The 18,013-nt window shown below is 66.2% G+C and carries 13 protein-coding genes; 10 read left to right on the top strand and 3 right to left on the bottom strand.

Annotated elements, in window-relative coordinates; translation table 11 throughout:
- Window positions 1–272 precede the first annotated feature (272 nt).
- From Q7W02_27905 to Q7W02_27870, 8 genes are all read left to right on the top strand, one after another.
- On the top strand, window positions 273–497 hold the full coding sequence (locus Q7W02_27905) for an addiction module protein (GenBank protein ID MDO8479952.1): 225 nt from the start codon (window positions 273–275) through the stop codon (window positions 495–497).
- A 506-nt stretch (window positions 498–1,003) separates the two neighbouring features.
- Entirely contained in the window at window positions 1,004–1,156 is a 153-nt protein-coding gene (locus Q7W02_27900) for a hypothetical protein (protein ID MDO8479951.1), read from the top strand.
- Window positions 1,157–1,262: 106 nt separating this feature from the next.
- Window positions 1,263–1,409: a hypothetical protein gene (locus Q7W02_27895; GenBank protein MDO8479950.1), complete on the top strand. Its 147-nt coding sequence runs from the start codon at window positions 1,263–1,265 to the stop codon at window positions 1,407–1,409.
- Window positions 1,410–1,422: 13 nt separating this feature from the next.
- Window positions 1,423–2,136: a glycosyltransferase gene (locus Q7W02_27890; GenBank protein MDO8479949.1), complete on the top strand. Its 714-nt coding sequence runs from the start codon at window positions 1,423–1,425 to the stop codon at window positions 2,134–2,136.
- Between the two features lie 500 nt (window positions 2,137–2,636).
- Window positions 2,637–3,791, top strand: a complete 1,155-nt coding sequence (locus tag Q7W02_27885) for a glycosyltransferase family 4 protein (GenBank protein ID MDO8479948.1) — start codon at window positions 2,637–2,639, stop codon at window positions 3,789–3,791.
- Window positions 3,781–4,944: a glycosyltransferase family 1 protein gene (locus tag Q7W02_27880; protein ID MDO8479947.1), complete on the top strand. Its 1,164-nt coding sequence runs from the start codon at window positions 3,781–3,783 to the stop codon at window positions 4,942–4,944. Before Q7W02_27885 ends, Q7W02_27880 begins: the two co-directional genes overlap by 11 nt.
- Window positions 4,937–6,037, top strand: coding sequence for a sialidase family protein (locus Q7W02_27875; GenBank protein ID MDO8479946.1), 1,101 nt, complete (start codon window positions 4,937–4,939; stop codon window positions 6,035–6,037). Before Q7W02_27880 ends, Q7W02_27875 begins: the two co-directional genes overlap by 8 nt.
- Window positions 6,037–6,762 carry a hypothetical protein gene (locus Q7W02_27870; GenBank protein ID MDO8479945.1) on the top strand — a complete coding sequence of 242 codons (726 nt, stop codon included), beginning with the start codon at window positions 6,037–6,039 and terminating at the stop codon, window positions 6,760–6,762. The genes Q7W02_27875 and Q7W02_27870 overlap by 1 nt, the downstream gene beginning before the upstream one ends.
- A gap of 13 nt (window positions 6,763–6,775) precedes the next feature.
- On the opposite strand, the gene Q7W02_27865 is transcribed toward Q7W02_27870, so the two are convergent.
- Window positions 6,776–7,177 carry a hypothetical protein gene (locus Q7W02_27865; protein MDO8479944.1) on the bottom strand — a complete coding sequence of 134 codons (402 nt, stop codon included), beginning with the start codon at window positions 7,175–7,177 and terminating at the stop codon, window positions 6,776–6,778.
- 157 nt (window positions 7,178–7,334) lie between these two features.
- On the bottom strand, window positions 7,335–10,796 hold the full coding sequence (locus Q7W02_27860; protein MDO8479943.1) for an adenylate/guanylate cyclase domain-containing protein: 3,462 nt from the start codon (window positions 10,794–10,796) through the stop codon (window positions 7,335–7,337).
- Window positions 10,797–11,150: 354 nt separating this feature from the next.
- On the opposite strand from Q7W02_27860, the gene Q7W02_27855 reads away from it, so the two are divergent.
- Window positions 11,151–12,770, top strand: a complete 1,620-nt coding sequence (locus Q7W02_27855) for a tetratricopeptide repeat protein (GenBank protein ID MDO8479942.1) — start codon at window positions 11,151–11,153, stop codon at window positions 12,768–12,770.
- Window positions 12,771–12,815: 45 nt separating this feature from the next.
- On the opposite strand, the gene Q7W02_27850 is transcribed toward Q7W02_27855, so the two are convergent.
- Entirely contained in the window at window positions 12,816–17,756 is a 4,941-nt protein-coding gene (locus Q7W02_27850; GenBank protein MDO8479941.1) for a hypothetical protein, read from the bottom strand.
- Window positions 17,757–17,817: 61 nt separating this feature from the next.
- On the opposite strand from Q7W02_27850, the gene Q7W02_27845 reads away from it, so the two are divergent.
- Window positions 17,818–18,013 (top strand): hypothetical protein (locus tag Q7W02_27845; protein MDO8479940.1); only part of this gene is annotated, 196 nt, incomplete at its 3' end.

The following is an 18,013-nucleotide window of genomic DNA, read 5'->3' as shown; positions in this document are numbered from 1 at the left end:
GGATTACTACGAGCGCCGCTACCAGAGCCGTGTCGTCTCCCAGCTCATGCGCCGGGCCCAGGAACTCGGCTACACCCTCACCAAAACCGCGGACGTCTCACCCCCTGCCGGTTCACCCGCGTGATGATGTTACTTGGAAGTCCGAGCTAAGCTGCGGCCGCAACGCGGCTGGGAACATGGGAACCGCTTCAGCCGGCGGCCTGCGGCCGCGGCTGATCGCCTGATTCGTCAGATTGTAGCGCCTGCACGAGGCTACGGAGTAGAATCCGTACATGAAGCCAGATCCCGCAAAGCTCTTGGAGGAAGCGCTGAGGTTGTCGCCGGAGGCGCGGGCTGCGCTCGCAGCCTCCCTGTTGGAGAGTCTCGAGGACGACGTCGACGAGGGCGCGGAGGCTGCCTGGGCCGCGGAGATTGCCAAGCGAATCCGCGAATTGGACTCGGGAGCGGTTGCGCCAGTACCGTGGCCTGAAGCTCGCCGCATGATCCTCGGCCAGTAGTGCCAGGCGCGAGCGCCTGGGTTCATCCTGAAGCGATCGCGGAAGCACGTGCGGCCCGAGGGTGGTACGAGGCTCGGAATGCCGAGGTGGCCGAGGCGTTCATGGCGGAGCCCGATTCGGCCATCGAGAGAATCGAGGAGGCGCCGCGCCGGTGGCCACCTTACCTCGGCGACACGCGTCGATACCTTCTCCACCGCTTCCCTCTTCTTCGTTGTCTTCCGCGAAGTGGAGAGCCGCGTCCAGGGTCTGGCCGTTGCGCACGCGCGACGCCGGCCCGGATATTGGGTTGGGCGGTAGGTGATGCCTGCTCAATCTAACCCGATGCGTCAGCGGAGCGGCGGCGTCGGCCGCTGAGTGTCAGCGTTGAGGTCCATGGACGAGCAACGGGCAAAAGCGCTCTGAAGCCGCACGGAGGCGAAGCTCCGGTTCGCGGCCGTGCACCTGGAGGAGCTCGCTGCCCTCGAAGCATTGCGCGGTCTAGTTTCAAGGGGCAGGTCCCCGCTGCGTTGGACGAACATAGCGGCTGGTACATCATCTGGGGGCAGGTCACCGAGGTGGTGATGGTCGCCTGGACGATAATGGCGGTGCCGTTCGTGGTGGTTGGTCGCGTGCCCCTCGCGGAGCCGTCGAGCTCACTTTCGGCGGGACACGACCCGTAGGATAGGCCATGGCATCCGCAATCCACACGCACGAATTCAGGACGTGAACCGTGATGAGCTTGAGTGCGCCCGAGTTCGGCACGATTCGGGCACAATCTCGGACGAGATGAACTGGGCCACCCATGATGGCCTCACGCACCGCGAGATCGCCGGCCTGTGCCGGCAGGGGTGCCTCGGCCGCGTCCCGGTCATCCGCCACTTCGCGGGCGTCCTGGCCGTCGAGGCCCGGCGCCGGGGCGCGCCGGCGCCGTGACGCCTCCCGCCGTATCGGTGCTCATGGGCTGCGCAACGGCGCTCCCTGGGTGCGGGAGGCCGTCCTGAGCGTGCTGTCCCAGACGGCGCCCGACCTGGAGCTGATCGTGATCGACGACGCGACCCCGGATCTCCTCGGCGCGGTCCGCGACGCGCGGCTGCGGGTCGAGCGCCTGCGGGTCCGCGAGGGGCTGACGGGATCGCTCGCCCGCGCGCTCGGGCTCGCGCGGGCGCCGCTCCTGGCGCGGCTCGACGCCGACGACCAGGCGCTGCCCGAGCGCCTCGAGCGTCAGCGGGATTTCCTCGACGCCCATCCCCAGGTCGGCCTGCTGGGCACGGGCGCCCGCGAGGTGGATGCCTCGGGACTCCCTGTGGCCGTCGTGCGGCCGCCGGCCGCCGCCGCCGCCATCCGTCGCGCGCTCATCCGCCGCAATCCCTTCGTGCACTTCTCCGTGATGGCGCGTCGGGATGTCGTGGAGCGGGCGGGCGGCTATGACCCGAGCTTCCCGGTGGCGCAGGACTACGATCTCTGGATGCGAGTGAGCGGGCTCACGCGGCTCGCGAACCTGCCCGAGCCGCTGGTGATCCAGCGCCTATGCCGAGCGCTTCCGCGCGGCGGGCGCCGCCTTCGTCGCGTGCGCGACCGACAGGCTCTCGCTCCGCGCGCTCGGCACGGTCCGGCGAATCGTGAGCGGGAAGCGGATCGGGCTCGTCCACTCCCATGGTAAAGGCGCGGGGCTGTACGGGCGTCTCGCGGCGCCCGCGCACTCGTGGGTTCGAAGGGCTATCGACGGCCCCGCTGGGACCACCGTGCCACCCAATCAGGCCGTGATCTACAAGAGAAACTTGAGCAGCCTGTTAGCCTACAAGTGGTTTCGAGGCGACGATCAAAAGCAGCGACTTATCGCGACTCGGCATCGGCGTCGAGGGGTAATGTAAGTCGCCTCACATACCCTCCGTCTCGGCCTCGCCCCGTGAACTTGAGGCCATGACCCGGCTGAGTATGGACCGGGAGTAAAATGGGAGTACACCGAGGCTGAACTGCGCTATCGAGGAGCTACTCCATGTCACTTGTCCGACAGACCGAAGTACCTATAAAGCTTGGCAGACTCGCCGTAACGGAAGGATTCTCCAGTTCGCGCCCGAACGAATCCCCCCTTCGGCACCACGTAATGGCTGAACAGGCGATCTCCACGCGGAGCTGGGGAGGCAGAAGCCCCTGGCTCACATGAGCGGCCGCATCGCCGTCCTCGAGCTGCTGCCCACCTCCACCCCCGGCGGTGGCCCGAAGCAGGTCTATGACTTCGTGCGCGAGCTTCCCAAGAGCGAGTTCGAGGTGGTGGTCGGCGCACCGCGCGACGGGATCTTCTTCGAACGCTTCCAGGCTCTCGGGCTCCGAGTCGTGGAGTTCCCGCCGAGCCGCTTGAGCCTCCGTCACCTACTGCTCGCCATTCGCCTGATCCGTCAATTCGACATCGCGGTTGTCCACACCCACGGCAAAGGGCCGGGCTTCTACGGCCGGCTGGCCGCTTGGTGGGCGGGGGTGTCGGCCGTCCATACCTTCCACGGCATTCACTACGCCAGCTACTCGCGGATAGGCCGGTGGCTCTACCTGGCACTCGAGCGGCGGCTCTCGCGCCTCAGCCGCACGATCATCAACGTGTCCGCCTCCCAAAGCGTCGAGGGGCTCAGCCTCCGGCTCTTCAAAGCCGAGCAGAACGCGGTCGTCGTCAACGGCATTGCTCTTGAGGAGACCGGTCGAGCGACTTCGGGATCTCCCGTCCGCCGCGAGACATTGGGACTTGGCGCGGACGACATTGTACTCGGATGCATCAGCCGCTTCGACCCGATCAAGCGGCTTGACGTTCTCCTGGCGGCGTTCCACCGGCTGGTCGGGCGCCTCCCGCGGGCGACCCTCCTCCTGGTGGGGGCCGGTACGGAAGAGGAGCGGATCCGGCGGTTGGCGTTCGACATGGGCCTGCAGGACCGCGTCATCTTCACCGGCTTCTTGGAGAACCCGGCCCGGGTCTACCCCGTCCTCGATCTGTACGTCAGCGCATCGCAGAAGGAGGGGCTGCCCTTGTCTCTCGTCGAAGCGATGTGCTCCGGCCTCGCTGTCGTCGCCACCGACGTGCCCGGCCATCGTGACGTCGTGACCCACGGCAAGACCGGCCTCCTGGTGCCTCCCAACGACAGCGCCGCGCTGGCGGATGCGATCCTGTCGCTCATCTCCGACCCTGCTCGGCGCAGAGCGATGGGCGAGGCCGGCCGGCGGCGCGCCCTCGAGGAATTCGGAATCGGGCTCATGGTGGAGGCAACGGCGGCGATCTACCGGAGGGCCCGCGCTCCCCGATCGAGTCACCGGGACGGCGATGACGGCTGACGCCAGGCTGGCGATCAACGCGTCCATCGTCGGAGGCAACCCAACCGGACTCGGCATCTATTCCATCAAGCTCATCCGCGCGCTGGACGAGATCCGCAACGACTTCTTCGTTTACACGTCTTCCGGCGGCGCATTCGGATCCCTTCGAGCCAGGACAGGGAGAGTGCCCCGGGCCACACGCCCGGACTATGGAGCTCGGGGACACCTCATCCGCCTCTTGTGGCTTCAGGGCGCGCTCCGGCTGTGGCTGTCGAAGACCCGCGCGCAGGGGCTTCTGAACACCGTACCGGAAGGGGTCCTGCGCTCGCCGGTTCCTCAGGTCACGGTGGTTCACGATCTATTGCCTCTGAGGTTCCCGCCTGAATACCCGCGCCAGCAGTACTACTTTCGCTTCCTCGTTCCGCGGATCCTCCATGATTCGCGCCTCGTGATTGCGGACTCCGAGCACACGCGCAGTGATATTCTCGACCACTATGACGTTCCCGCCGGCAAGGTCAAGGTCATCTATCCGGGATACGACTCGAGCGCGTTCTTCTGCAGCCGGCCCAACTCGTCGCCGCGGACTCGGCAGGATCCGTATATCCTGTACGTCGGCAATCTGCTGCCGCATAAGAACCTCCCGCGCCTTCTCGATGCCTTTGCGCTGCTTCGCCGGCGTCTTCCGTGCAGGCTGATCATCCGCGGGGAAGGCCGCCCGGCCCATGCGCGACTCCTGCGAGAACGGATCGAGAGCCTCGGACTTCGCGATGCCGTCGCATTCGCGGGCTACACGGGCGAGGACAGTCTTCGCCAGCTCTACTCGGATGCCGCGTGCCTCGTGCTCCCTTCGCTCGGTGAAGGGTTCGGCCTCCCCGTGCTCGAAGCGATGGCCTGTGGGACGCCCGTCATCACGGCCAGCGCGTCCTCGCTGCCTGAGGTCGCGGGAGACGCCGCCCTCATGGTCGACCCCTACGATGCTCTCGGTTTGGCGGACGCCATGTACCGTACGCTGACCGATAACGACCTTCGCGAGGATCTCCGGCAGCGGGGCCTGCGGCGGGTCGCGGCCTTCACCTGGAGGCGAACGGCGCTCGAGGTGTCCCGGCTGCTCGACGGGGCTTTCGGCCAGAGCGAAGCGCACTGTCGGGCCTTACCTCTGCACGACCGTGCGTGAGCGCTTCTGCCTGCTGGCGCTCTTGGGCGTGGCCTGTCTGGCGGGGCCTGCCTTCGCTGAGCCGCGGTACGAGTGGCAGTGGACGATCGCGCCGGGCATCCTGCTTTCGAATCAGGCGCCGACGCTCGCCGCGCTTCCCGACGGCACCGTCCTCGCATGCTGGTCGGGGGGGAGTCCGGAGACGGCGAGGGATGTGCAGATCTATTGCAGCCGCTCCGGTCCCGGCTCCCGCAGCTGGGAGCGGCCGCGGCCGGTCGTGCAGCGCGGGGAGCGCGCGCGGGGCTCATGGCTCAAGAATCTGACCTTGGGGAATCCGGTTCTGTTCCTCGATCACCAGCGCTACCTCTGGCTCTTCTACGCCGCCGTGGACGCCCCGCTCGGCTGGAGCGGCTCACACGTGGACTACAAGGTTTCCCATGACCTGGGAAAAACCTGGGGCTCCAGCCGTCGGCTGGTGGCGGGCTGGGGCAACCTGCCGAGGAACAGCGCGCTGGCGTTGGGCTCGGACGGCCGCGTCCTGCTCCCCGTGTATCACGAGCTGTTCGGCACGCACGGCTACGTCCTCGAGCTGAAAATCAACCGCGGCGCAATCGAAGGGGTCGAGTCGCGCCGCATTCCGGGCGGCGATCATCTCCAGCCCGCGCTCGTGTGGGCCGAGCCGCGGCGGGTCGTCGCCTACTTGAGGTCGGCCAGCCCGCGCGTGCCCCACGTGCTCAGGTCCGAATACGACCAGGCGAGCGACAGGTGGAGCCAGCCCGAAGCACTGGCGCTCCCAAACTCGAACTCGGCGGTCGCCGCGGTGAACACGGGCGACGGGGGAATCCTCCTCGCGTACAACGATTCTCCGACGGAGCGTACCCCGCTCAGCCTGGCGTACTCGCGGAACAGCCGGCGCTTCACGAAGATTTGGGACTTCGAGAGCGCGCCGGACCTGCGCTTCTCCTACCCGGCGCTGATCCGGGCGGCGGACGGCACGTACCACCTGGTGTACCGGACTCAGGAGAGCTGGGCCCCCGCGGTCAAGCACGTGATGTTCAATCAGGAGTGGCTGACGCTCAGGCTTCGCGCCGCGGGAATCCCCAAGGGGAACTGATGACACGCCGGGTCACCGTGACGCTCGCAGGGGCCGTGTGGCTGACGCTCCTGCTGACCGCATCGAACGACGCGGCCGACTCCACAGTCCTGAGCCTGCCCCCGGACATCCCGGCGGCCGAGCGCAGCCGGCTCACCGGCGTCGCCGCCGGCGCGTCCATCGCGACGCGCGTCGAGGCGGAACCGTTCCTGGCCCGCCGCGACATCTTTGAGTATCTTCTGAATCACCTCGCCTTCACCACCCATGTGACCCAGGCGCTCCGGATCACGCGCCTGCGCATCTGGCCGACGGCGGAGGGGCTCTTCTTTGACGAAGGGTGGGGGACGACGGGGCGGCTCTGGGTGGTCTACGCGACGGACGGGACGCGCGTCATCTATACGCGTGGCCAGCATAACATGGCGCTGCTGCCGGCGATCCATGGCGAGGTGCTTCTGATCATCGACTATCAGTACGTCCCGGGAGCTCCAGGCCGGGTTCTGGTCAAGAGCGTTGTGGCCAGCTTCGTCAAGCTCGACAGCCGGATCTTGAGTGGCGTGCTCAAGCTCGGGAGCGCTATCGCCCAAAACAAGGCCGATCGAGAAGCCCGGGGCATCGTGAAGCTCTTTGCGAAGGTGAGCCGGGCCGTCGAGGAAGATCCCGCGCGTGTCTACGCGAAGCTTCGTGACCGGCCCGATGTTCCGCGCGCGGAGCTGGAAGAGTTCCGGGCGCTGCTCGCGATCCGCTAAACCCGCTGGCAGCTCAGCTCGCCACCCGCCGCACCACCCGGCGCAGGACGAAGAACCCGAGCCAGAGCGACACGACGAGCACGACCGCGGGACCCGTCAACTGCGAGTCCGCCCACCACCAATAGTCGGGACCCCGTACCACCACGACCTCCTTGATCTGATCCGCCGAGACCCCGTCGGGCGCAAACCCTCCCGCGGCCGTCGGATTGGCGATGGAGACCTCCGAGGCGAGCAACGTCCGGACCAGCTTGGGATCGGCCCACACATACGCCTTAGGCACCTGCAGGGGAACGATCGCCTGCCGGCCATCGACCGACGTGACCCGGACGGTCGTGTGGGGCACGAGCGTCGCGATGTCGAAAGCGACGGCGAGCGCGACGGCGAGGACGGACAGGGCGACCGCGAGACGAAACATCGCCGACTATTATGACATTCGGCGCGCTGTCGAGGTCGTGTCAAGAAGAGTGTGGCGGAACGGTCGGCTGCTCGTCTGGATCCTCGGCGGGATGGTACCATCGGGAATCTTCATAGGGCCTCCCCTCAAACCATGAGAAGACTGCACCTAGAACTTCTCACCCGACGACCGCGCCGCTCGAGGGGGGCTCCGAAGAGAGCAAGACTCCTTCGCCCAGAGCGCTGGCGAAGGCAAAAACCAGCCCGTCAGAGTCTGCGCGCGACACCCTGGCCTGCACATCAAGTGGTCGCCCGTCGGGAGGCTGGAAGTGAAGCTGGGCCGGGGTGCCAATTTCCAGAGGCTCGCCAAATGGGACTTTCGCTCCAAGCTGGCTCACGTTCGCTGTCAACAGGCGGAAGCTTCGTTGGTCCGTTTTAACCGTGACCGGCCACGCAACGACGGTTCGCGGGTATCGCCGTAGGTCTGCCGGCCGCTTCTCCACCGATAGAGGCGGAATCAAGAGCGCCGCCCACCACGCATTCAAACCTAGCTCCCTCTGGATTGTGATCGACCTTTCGTGGAAGGGCGAGGCCGCCGCGGAATCACCCCGTTCGCTTGCCAGCCGCCCGAGGGTGTCGTAGCAGCGCGCGAGAAGCGGGCGCATGTGGAGCTGCTCGGACTCAATGAGTCCTTGCTGGAGGTAGTCGTGAGCCTGGTCAAACGTGGCCGGGCCAAGTCGCAGACAGATTGTCCCGAGGACGACGAGCGCGCGGGCGTGGTTGCCTGCTTCCTTGTGCTGTACGGCCAGTTCCAGCGCGCGGCGGGCAGTCTCGTGGGCCTTCGGGAGCTGACCCGCTACCAAAAGCGCCTCCGCCAGGCGCCCAGCCCAGAGGGCCCGGTATGCCCGGACCTGCAACTGCTCCGTCAGCCCAGCCGCTTCGGTGAGCAGGTCGAGCCCATCTGAAACTTGGCCAAGCAGCACAGAGGCATGCCCCAGCAGCGCGCCCGCGATAGGGCGCCACACAACCAGCTGGTGCTCGAGACAGATGTTGAGACTTTGCCTGAGAATCGGAAAAGCCCGGCCGATGTCTCCCTGAGTGTGCCAGACGAGGCCGGCGAAGGTCGTGGCGATGGCCTGCACGTACGCGTGCCTGGCCATGGCGGCGGCCTGGTGGCCTCGTGCGGCCATCTCGTGGGCCCGCGGAAAGTCCCCGAGCTCTGAGAGCGTGAAGGCCAGCCACCCGCACGAGGAGACATAGGAGAGATTGTCGGGTCCGAAACGCTTGAACTCCTCTCCATGCTCTATGGCCTCGATGTGCTCCTTGAGAATCGCCGTGGCTTCCTGAAACCGCCCAAGAACGTGGTAGCTCGTTCCCAGATACTGCCGGGGCGCGTGCGGCACCGACGGGTTGCTTGCGCCGCCGGACATAGTGAGGCACAACTGCCCGTACTCGGTGGCCGTGTCGGGCTCGCCCTTGAGATAGTGGTAGTTGCTCAAATGCGAGTACACGTGGGCTAGCCTCGGTTGGTCGCCCAGCGCCTTGGCCAGCGGCTCCGCTTCCCGGCAGAGTCGCAACACCTCGTCAAGTCGTCCGAGCTGGAGGTTCGGGGAACACAGGTCGAGGCGGATATCGATGGCCTGGCCGGCCCGTTCCAGGCTCTCTGGCAGCCGCTGGAGCATCTCGTTCGCTCGCTCGAAGCGCCGAATCGCTTCCCGATTCGCGCACAGCGTGGTGGCCTTCCGACCCGATGCCCGGTCGTAGTGGACGGCGCGAGCCCACTCTTCCGAGCGTGTAAAGTGCCGCGCCAGCTTCTCGAGGTGCTCAAACAGCCGGTGCGGGTAAATCTGCTCGATCGTCTCACCGATCAGCTTGTGCAGTGCATTGCGGCGATGCGTGAGCCAGCCCTCGTAGGCCACCTCCTGAAGCAGCGGCTGGCGGAACCGGAAGACATCGGTCGTTCTCTCTGACTCCGTAATCAGCCCGAGGCTCACGAGCTCCTGCATCGTCGCTCCGAGGTCGCTGGGGTCGTCCAGCACCCGCTCCAGCAGTGCCTTCGAGAACTCCTGACCGATCACGGCGGCTGTGCACAGCGCCGCTTTGAGATTGGGGACAAGCCGGTCGATGCGAGCCTTGAGAAGGGCCTCAACGGTCGGTGGTATGCTCTCCGCGCCGGACTCCACTAGTGAGCGCGTCACCTCTTCGATGAAGAGCGGATTGCCGCCCGCGCGATCCACGACGAGGGTGACCAATTCGGGCGACAGCTGTCCTCCGGCCAGATAGGTGGCGAGTGTCTGGGCCTGGGGGGGACTCAAGGGCCGGAGCAAGACGCGCTCGCCGACGGCACGTCCCGCCAGTTCCGTCGCCTCGTCCGGGCGGAAGGTCAGGACGAAGAGGATCGGACCAGGAGGCAAGCGCTGCGAGATCAGCGCGAGATACTCCGCGCTAACCGGGTCGAGCCACTGGCAGTCCTCCCAGACGAGGACCAGCGGGCCCGCTGCCCCGAGCACCTCGATGACCGCGTCCAGTGCCCTGGTGATGGCCGCCCGGCGGTCAACGGCGGACAGGGGGGCCAGTTCCGTGTCCGCGGCTTGGAGCCCGAGCACGTACCGGAGCACCGGCTCGACCTCCTGGCGCCGCTCGCCCAAGGGAGTCAGCAGCGTGCCCAATGCTCGGGCAGCCGCCTCCGGCGAGTCGTTCTCACGAAAGCCGCATGCCGCACGGAGCATTTTCACAATGGGCCGATACGGAGTCGACCGCCCGTACGGCACACAGTGCCCGACGAACCACCGCAGCCCCGGGTGGTCGATCCGGCGCCTGAATTCGAGCAGGAGTCGCGACTTGCCGCCGCCCGCCTCGCCGGTCACGATGGCGGTCTGAAAGTCTCCCCCGCGCACCGCAGTGAACATCTCGAGGAGGACGGCCAGCTCTTCCTCCCGGCCCACAAACGGCGACAATCCGGATGTCGGCGAGATGCCCAACAGCGCTCCCCGCTCGAGCATCTGAATGGGCCGGAAGACCTCGATGGGCGTCGCCCTGCCCTTTACTGCGAAAGCGCCGAGTGAAACGCATTCGACCGAATCAGCCACCAGCCTGTGCGTCGCCGGCCCCATGGCCACCGTGCCCACCTCGGCTAGTTGCTGAAGGCGCGCGGCCAGGTTGACCGTGTCGCCCTGTGCAGTGTAGTCCATCCGTAAGTCATCGCCGATCTTCCCTACCACGACGCGGCCGGAGTTGAGGCCGATGCGGAGCGCCGGGCTGTGACCGAAGCGCGTCCGGAAGTCGTCGGCTCGCGCCGTGATGGTGTCGTGGATGTCGAGCGCTGCCCCCACCGCTCGCACCGCATGATCCTCGAGAGCTACGGGCGCGCCAAACAGCGCCATGATCCCGTCGCCCAGAAACTGATTGACGGTACCCTCATAACGATGGACGGATTCCAGAAGGATCGCGAAGACCTCATCCATGAGGAGGTGCACGTCTTCGGGGTCCAGACGCCCGGCAAGCCCGGTGAAGTCCTCGATGTCTGCGAAGAGCACGGTCACCTGCTTCCGCTCGCCCTCGAGCGCTGTGCGCGTGCTGAGGATCTTGTCGGCTAGGTGCTTTGGGGTATAGGAACGAGGGGAGGCATCCCGCGTCCTCACCTCCCCGGTCGCCAACGAGAGGCCGCACGCATGACAGAACCGATTCTCGGGCGGATTCGCAAGCCCGCAGGCTGGGCAGGGTTCATCAAACCGGGTGCCGCAAGCACCGCAGAATCGCGCGCCGAGGGGGTTGTTCTTCTGGCACCGAGCGCACGTCATGTCCGGACCTCCCGCTGGCTGGGCCTTGGAGGACGGGGGTAATAGGCCGCCCTAGCGTAAGACTTGGCCAGCCCGAGGTCAAGGAGGCAGGCGCACGAATATCTTGACAAACTGGGAGCCGGCTGATACCTGAAGGAGGCTATGCGTTCAGTCCTTTACTCGTCCCTAACTATCTAACCGTTCTTAGGGGGGCCCATGCAGCGCCAGCAGCTGCAAGGAACGAGGGACCTCCGATGTCAATCGACCGGCCTGGCCCTGGCCGTACTGTGTTCCCTCGTCCTTCTCACGTACCTGACCACTTCGGCCTGGGCCCAGCAGGGCGAGGCCTCCGTTTTTGTCGCCCGCGGCAGCCTCGCGTACGACGAGAAGCGCTACGAGGACGCGCTCACGAGCTTCCGCCAAGCTCTCCAGCTCGACCCGAACAATGTCGAGGCGCTGTACTACGCCGGCCTCAGCAACATTGCCCTCAAGCGCTATGACCAGGCGGTGGAGACGCTCGAGCAGGCCCGCAAGCGCGAGCCGCGCGACCAAGCCATCGCCTTCCAGCTCGGCGCCCTCTACTTCGGAATGGAACAGTACGATAAGGCTCAACCGCTCCTCGAGCAGGTTTTTGCGGCCAACCCCCGCCTCGACAGCCTCGGCTACTACGTCGGCTTCATGCGCTATCGAAACAAGGACTACCAGGGAGCTGTGCGCGCCTTCCGGGCTGGGACGTCGTCCGATCCTAATATTCAGCAGGTCACGCGTTTCTACAGTGGGCTCGCGCTGGGGATTCTCGGGCTGCCGGAGCAGGCCACTGCGGAACTCGACGAGGCCCTCCGGCTCCAGCCGGCCTCGCCTTTGACCGGCCCGGCCGAGCGCCTTCGTGGGGCGGTCGTGGCCGCCCGCGAAGGCGAGCGTCGCTTGAGGGCGGAGGTTCGTCTGGGCTTCTTCTACGACGACAACGTCGTCGTGAACCCGCAGCAGGGTCGGGACCCGCTCGTGGGCCTGCTGCGGAATCGCCGGCAGGCCAGCCTGGGCGAGCTGGGTTCCCTCCGCCTCGACTACACCTTTCTTCGCCAAGGCGGCTGGGATGCCACGGCGACCGCCTCGATCTTCTCGACCTACAACAACGACATTACCAAGTTCAACATCGTGGATTACCTGGGCGGGCTCGGCACGAGCTACCGTGGGATAGTCAGCGGGATGCCCTACCAGGCGGCGTTGCAGTACACGTATGACTACCTAACGCTGGGCGGGGACAGGTTCGTCCAGCGCCACACGGTCGTGCCTAGCCTCGTCGTCCTGCCCAACTCCTGGAACCTCGACGCCCTGCAGCTCCGGTACCAGGACAAGGGGTACGGCAAGGAGACGAACACCCCGGGACCCGAGAAGCGTGATGGGGACAATTACATGGTCGGCCTCACTCACGCCTTCCGTTTCTCGAACGACCAGCATCAAATCAAGATCGGCTACCAGTGGGATTTCGATGACCTCGACGGGCCGCGCGGCCGGGGCCGCGACTACAGTTATTACGGCAGCCGGGTGCTCGCGGGCGGACAGTACACGCTCCCGTGGTCCGGTATTCGTCTCACGGACGACTTCGATGTCCACCTTCGCGAATACCTGCACACGAACGCCTTCCTCCCGAGCCAGGCCCCAAACACGATCCGGCGGCGCGACACGGAGTACACGAACGTCTTCGCGGTGGTGACGCCCCTGCCATCCAACCTGACCTTCACCGTCAGTTACCAGACGACCTTCGCCAACTCGAATCTGGACATCTTCCAGTACCGTCGGAATTTCGTCTCAGCCATCCTCGGCTGGACCTACTAGTCCAGCCCCCGTACGGCTCAGCTCCTCGCCGGTCGGGCGCGGAGGTCATAGGCCCTTGATCGTCAGCTTGCTGGTTGGCCCGTCGACCTTGATCAGCGCCTTGCCGGGCGTGATCGTGCCCAAGGCGGGGTTCTTGATCGGCGTGCCCGTGATGATGACGTTCCCGGCCGCCGCCCCTCCCGTCAGCGCGACGGGGATTCCGTTGATGTTGACGAAGGGGAGCGCGTTGGAGACGTTGACCGTGTTGCCCGGCAAACCGCTGAAGGCGATCAGCGCCCCGGTGATGTTGACGAAACCGCCGCCACTTACCGTGATCAGCGGCCCGTTGAAGACGGTGAGTGTCGCTCCGTTGAGGAGGTTCACGAGATTCCCACCTACCGTGAGCTTGCTCGCGTTGACGTTCACCAAGGAGCCGCTGTTCACTTTGAGCGTGCTGCCGTCCAAGCGGATCAGATCGCTGCCCGAGAGTGAGACGTTCGCCCTGCTGTTCAGGTTGATGGCGTCCACGCTCGATGTCATCACGCTCCCCGCCTTCAGGTTCAGCAGCGGCGCCGTCGCCTCGAGGAGCGCCGTGTCGATGTTCATGACGCGCTGACCCGCCACGGTGGCCCCGGAGGTCTCCAGCAGCGACGTCAGAACTGGCCGGGTCGCGTCCGGCTGGAGCGGTCCCTGGATCGGCCGGTCGGTCCCCAGAGTCAACTCGCTCCTCGCATCCACCGCCGTGGCGGTGCTCAGCAGGTTGAACATAGACGAGCCGGAATTGCCGGCGACGGTTGCACTCCCGCCCGAGAAGGAGACCAAGGGGTCGGTCGAACCCGTCACCGTAAGCTGACCACCGTTCGAGATATTGGCCAGACCGTCGGGTGCGGTTAGGGTGCTGGCCACGCTCAGGAGGGGTCCGGCCAGATTCAGCCTGGTCCCATTGTGTAGGCCGGCCACGGCGCCGTTGGGACCCGCCGTCAGGCTACCTCCAATGACCTGGATGAACGGCACAGAGCCGGTCCCAGTGATGGTGGCGTTGTTCGACCCAATAATCACGTCGCGCTGGAGAATGACGTTGCTCCCGTTCGACACCAGGAGAAGCGGGCCATTGAAGCTGGCGGACGACGTCGCGGTCCCCGTGGATCCGCCCAGGCCACTGACGTTAAGGAAGTCGCCTCCGGCCCCCGCTCCCGTCGTGAGCGACGTATTGTCGAGCAGGACGAACGGAGACGCCGTGCTGCTCACCAGGCTCGCACCGTTGAAGACGCCGATGCCGGCAGCCGAGGTCGTGAGGGTGGAATTGACCGCCTGCAGGAACGGGCCCTTGAGGGAAACGGTCGTGGGGGCATTCGAGCCGCCGGTCGCGCTATTCTCGACTAACAAAAAGCCAAAGGTCGGAGACTTGGTGAAGGGATCAGTCCCTCCCAGGTTGATGCTGGTGCTCGAGAGCTGGACGAGCGGTTCAGTGCTGGTGCTGACGAGACTGGACCGCGTCACGCCCAACAGGCTGAATAGGGCGCTGATCGTGCTCCCGCTGGCACTCAGGAAGGGGCCGCCGAGACTCACACTCGAGGGAGCAACGAGCGGGTTAGTTTCGCCAGGAAATCCGCCCGTGTCGGTAAGGGTGAAGAAGCCACCCCCCGACTGCAGGTCGGGCCCCGAACTGAACGTCGAGTTGGCGAGCTGGATCAGGGCGGCTGTGCTCGTGCTCGAGAGCTGCGCCCCCTGACCGATGAAGAACCCAGTGCAGCAGGCTGAACCTCCCGGGAAGCCCAGACTCGTGGTGTTGAAGCTGCTCCCGTTCACCGCCGAGAACAGCGGACCCGACAGCGTGAGCTTGCTGGGTGCGCTCGCCGAGGGGGAGCGGCGAAGAACCAGGATGCCGGCGGCGGTGTCCACGCTCGTGCTGTCGAACGACAGGAGTGGTGAGGCGCCCGTGCTCTGGAACTGGGCGCCGTCGGCGACGAAGATGAAGCTGTTGGTGTTGCTCGTGGGATCGCCGTTCCTCAGTGTGCCGTTCAGCACGTTGAGGAGCGGGCCGCTGAGGCTCAGCGCGGGCGCGGGGCGCCCCGAGGCCGCGGTCAGGACAGCAAAGTCCCCGTCCGCTCTAAGCACGACGCTCCCTGGGGACGAGCCGATCAAGTCGACCAGCGGCGACGATGTGCCCGTCTGAGTGAGCGATACCCCGTTGTTGAGCCGGAGAAATGTCCCCCTGTTCTGCGTCGTGAACGTGGTATCGGTGCCACGGATGAGTGTCCCGCTGATCGACACGACAGGCGGGTCGCCGCTCCCGACCGTCGGCGGGCTGCCGAACGAAGTGTTGTTGTCCAGGTTGAAGAAGCTGGATTGCGTGGTGGCCGAGCCTCTCGTGAAGGAGGCGAACGGCCCGGCTCCCGTGCTGGTGATGACGGCACCGTCGGCGATGTTGAAGGGCGGGGCGTCCGGGCTGATGAACGTGGCGTCGGCGGCGGCGACGTATGGCCCGGCCAGGGAGAGTGACGTGCGCGACTGGCCTACCTGCGAAAACATCCGGAGCAGTGAGGCTCCGGTGACCGATTGGAAGGGTCCCCCGGTGTAGCTGCCTCCTTGGAAGCTTATTAGCGGGCTGGTCGTGCTGCTGGAAAGCGACGCGCCCTCGGCGATGCGCACCAGATTACCTCGCGCGTTGATCGTGGTGCCCGTCACCGAGAGCAACGGGTCCGATAGCTCGACATGGCTGGGCACCGAGACTCCGGACGATAAGCCGTTGACATGGATCATGGTCGCGCCGGAGGTCACCGCCCCTCCATCGAACGAGATCAGCGGCTTCGCTGTCCCCGTAACGGCGAGGTTGCCGCCGAAGACGCCGAACAGCTCCGCCGTACTGCCGAGGGTGGAGTTCACGGCGCTGAAGAGCGGGCCGCTCAGCGTCAGGCTCGCCGGCGTGCTGCTGTTAGACATCGACAGGTTCAGGAGCCGCGCCGCACTCGTGGCGAGAGTGAACGGGTCGGTGCCCCCAAGCGTCACCGTGCTCCCGCTGATCTGGATCAGAGCGTCCGGACTGGTGCTGATCAAGCTGGAGTTGCCCACACGCAGGAGATGAAACAGGGCGGTGACCGTGCTGCTGTTGTCGATGCTCAACAGGGGGCCGGCCAAGCCCATGGTGGCCGCGGCGACGAGCTCGGCAGGCGGCGCGTTCGTGAACGTATCCGAGAGGCTGATGATGCTGCCTCCGGACTGCGCGTCCGGCCCCGCATTCACCGTCGAACCACTGATCTGGACCAGGGGAGACGTGGTCGTGGCGACGAGCCGGCCACCCTGGGTCACGCTGACCACGCTGCAGCAGCCGGCGCCGAGGCCGAGGCTCGACGTATTGAAGCTGCTCCCGTTGACTGCGGAGAAGAGCGGACCCGACAGTGTGAGCGTGCTCGGCGCGCTCGTCGAGGGCGACCGACGGACGCTCAGGATGGTCGCGCCATCGAAACTCGAAGCATCGAAAGCCAGCAGTGGCGAGGTGCCAGTGCTCGCGACCGTGGCTCCGTCGAGGATATTCACGAGGCTGTAGGTGTTGATCGCCGGGTCACCTACCTTGAACGTCGTGCTCTGCGCGGACAACAGGGCACCCTTGAGACTCAGGTTCGAGCCGTTGTCTATCTGGATCATCTGGAGCGCGCTGGCCACCGTGCTCAGGTCGAAGAACAGGAAGGGTGACGTCGTGGTGCTCGTCAGGCTGCCGCCGTTGAAGTGGACCAGCCGGCCGCTCGTGTTGATCGTGCTGTTCGTCGCGCTCAGCAGCGGGCCCGTCATGGTGTCCGCCAGCCCGGACTTACTCCCCATGAAGAAGATTAGGTCGCTCGTCGTGCCCGTCTGATTGACCGTGGTCTGGCCGAGCTGGACCATCGCCTGGGTGGCCGTGGCGTTCAGCCCCCCGAAGTCCAGCAGCGTGCCCTTGAGGTTGAGGGTGCTGGGCGCCGCGGTGGTCCCGCTCGCGATGACTGCGACGCCGGGGTCGGTCGGCACGGGGCCGACATCCACCCCGAGGTCGATGGCGGTCTCGTTCACGCCGCTGAGCGTGAGGGTGCTGCTGGAGAGCCGGAGGGCGGGCTGGTTCAGCGCCAGGGCGATCGCCCCTGTGTCGGTGTTGTTGTCGGGCGTAGCGACCAGTGTTCGCAGCGTCGCGGTTGTGTTGCTCAGGTCAAAGAAGGTCCCGCCGATCGCGATCGTGTTACCAGAACCGTCCGTGGACAGGAGGGAGTCAGCCGTGAGTGAGCCGCCCGTCACCTTCACGCCGCCGCTCTGCAGGATGCTGCCGCCCTCGAGCCGGACCAGGGCGCCGTTCACATTCACCGTGGCGTTCGAGAGGTCCACGAACGGGATCGTTTGATCGGCGAGCACGGTCGACTCCCCGCTGGCCCTGAGGAGCGCCCCACCCACCGTGGCCGTGCCGCCACTGGCCAGGAACCCCTTCACTCCAGCGCCCAGGGAGAGCGTGCTGCCAGACAGGCTCAACACCGGCGAGGCCGAGGGACTCATCAAGTTGGCCCCAGGACCCAGCTCCAAGACCGCGGATCCGGCAGCCCCGTTGACGGCGAGCACGCTGCCGCTGCTCAGACCGGCCAGAGAGCCCCCCAGATTGGCGTTGGAGCCGGTCCCATCCAGGGCAAAGAATCGGCTCGCCGTGTCGGCGTCCGGGACGCCGACGAAGATCTTGCTGTTCGCGAACTGCAGGAGGGTCGACGACGAGGAGCCGGTCAGGCTGCCGCCACCCGAGATCGAGAGGAAATCACCGGCCACGGCGTAGAGCCCTTGAACGTCGGTCAGGAGCGGTCCGGCAACCGTCAGACTTCCGCCCACGATCCGGAGGAAATCGACGGTGGTGAAGATGGTGGGATCAACGTTGATGAAAGCCTTCGCGCTTGTGCTCGAAATGGCGCCGCGGATGTCTACTACGCTCGAGTTGGCCGACAGCGCGCTGGGCGTCGCTGCCGGGCCGCTCACTGTAAGCAGTTGGCCGGCCAGGCTCACGTTCGCCCCGGACTCGACCTTTATGAGATTGTCTGGACCACTAACCGTCGAATTAGTGACCGTGACAGCCGGCGAGGTGTCCGTACTATTCGTAATCCCGGTGAAGGTCTTGAGAGTGTCGTTCGGACCTAGTACTAGATTCTGGCCCGAAATCACCCCCGGCGGCGGCGGCGGCGGCGGCGGCGGCGGCGGTGGTGGCGGTGGCGGCGGTGGCGGCGGCGGGCCGGCTGCCACCGGCGTGCCGCCCGAACTGCCGC

Source organism: Candidatus Rokuibacteriota bacterium (genome assembly GCA_030647435.1).
In the GTDB taxonomy this organism is placed as follows: Bacteria; Methylomirabilota; Methylomirabilia; order Rokubacteriales; family CSP1-6; genus AR37.
Note: the sequence above shows the minus strand (reverse complement) of the source record. Positions and strands in the feature narration are given on the sequence as shown.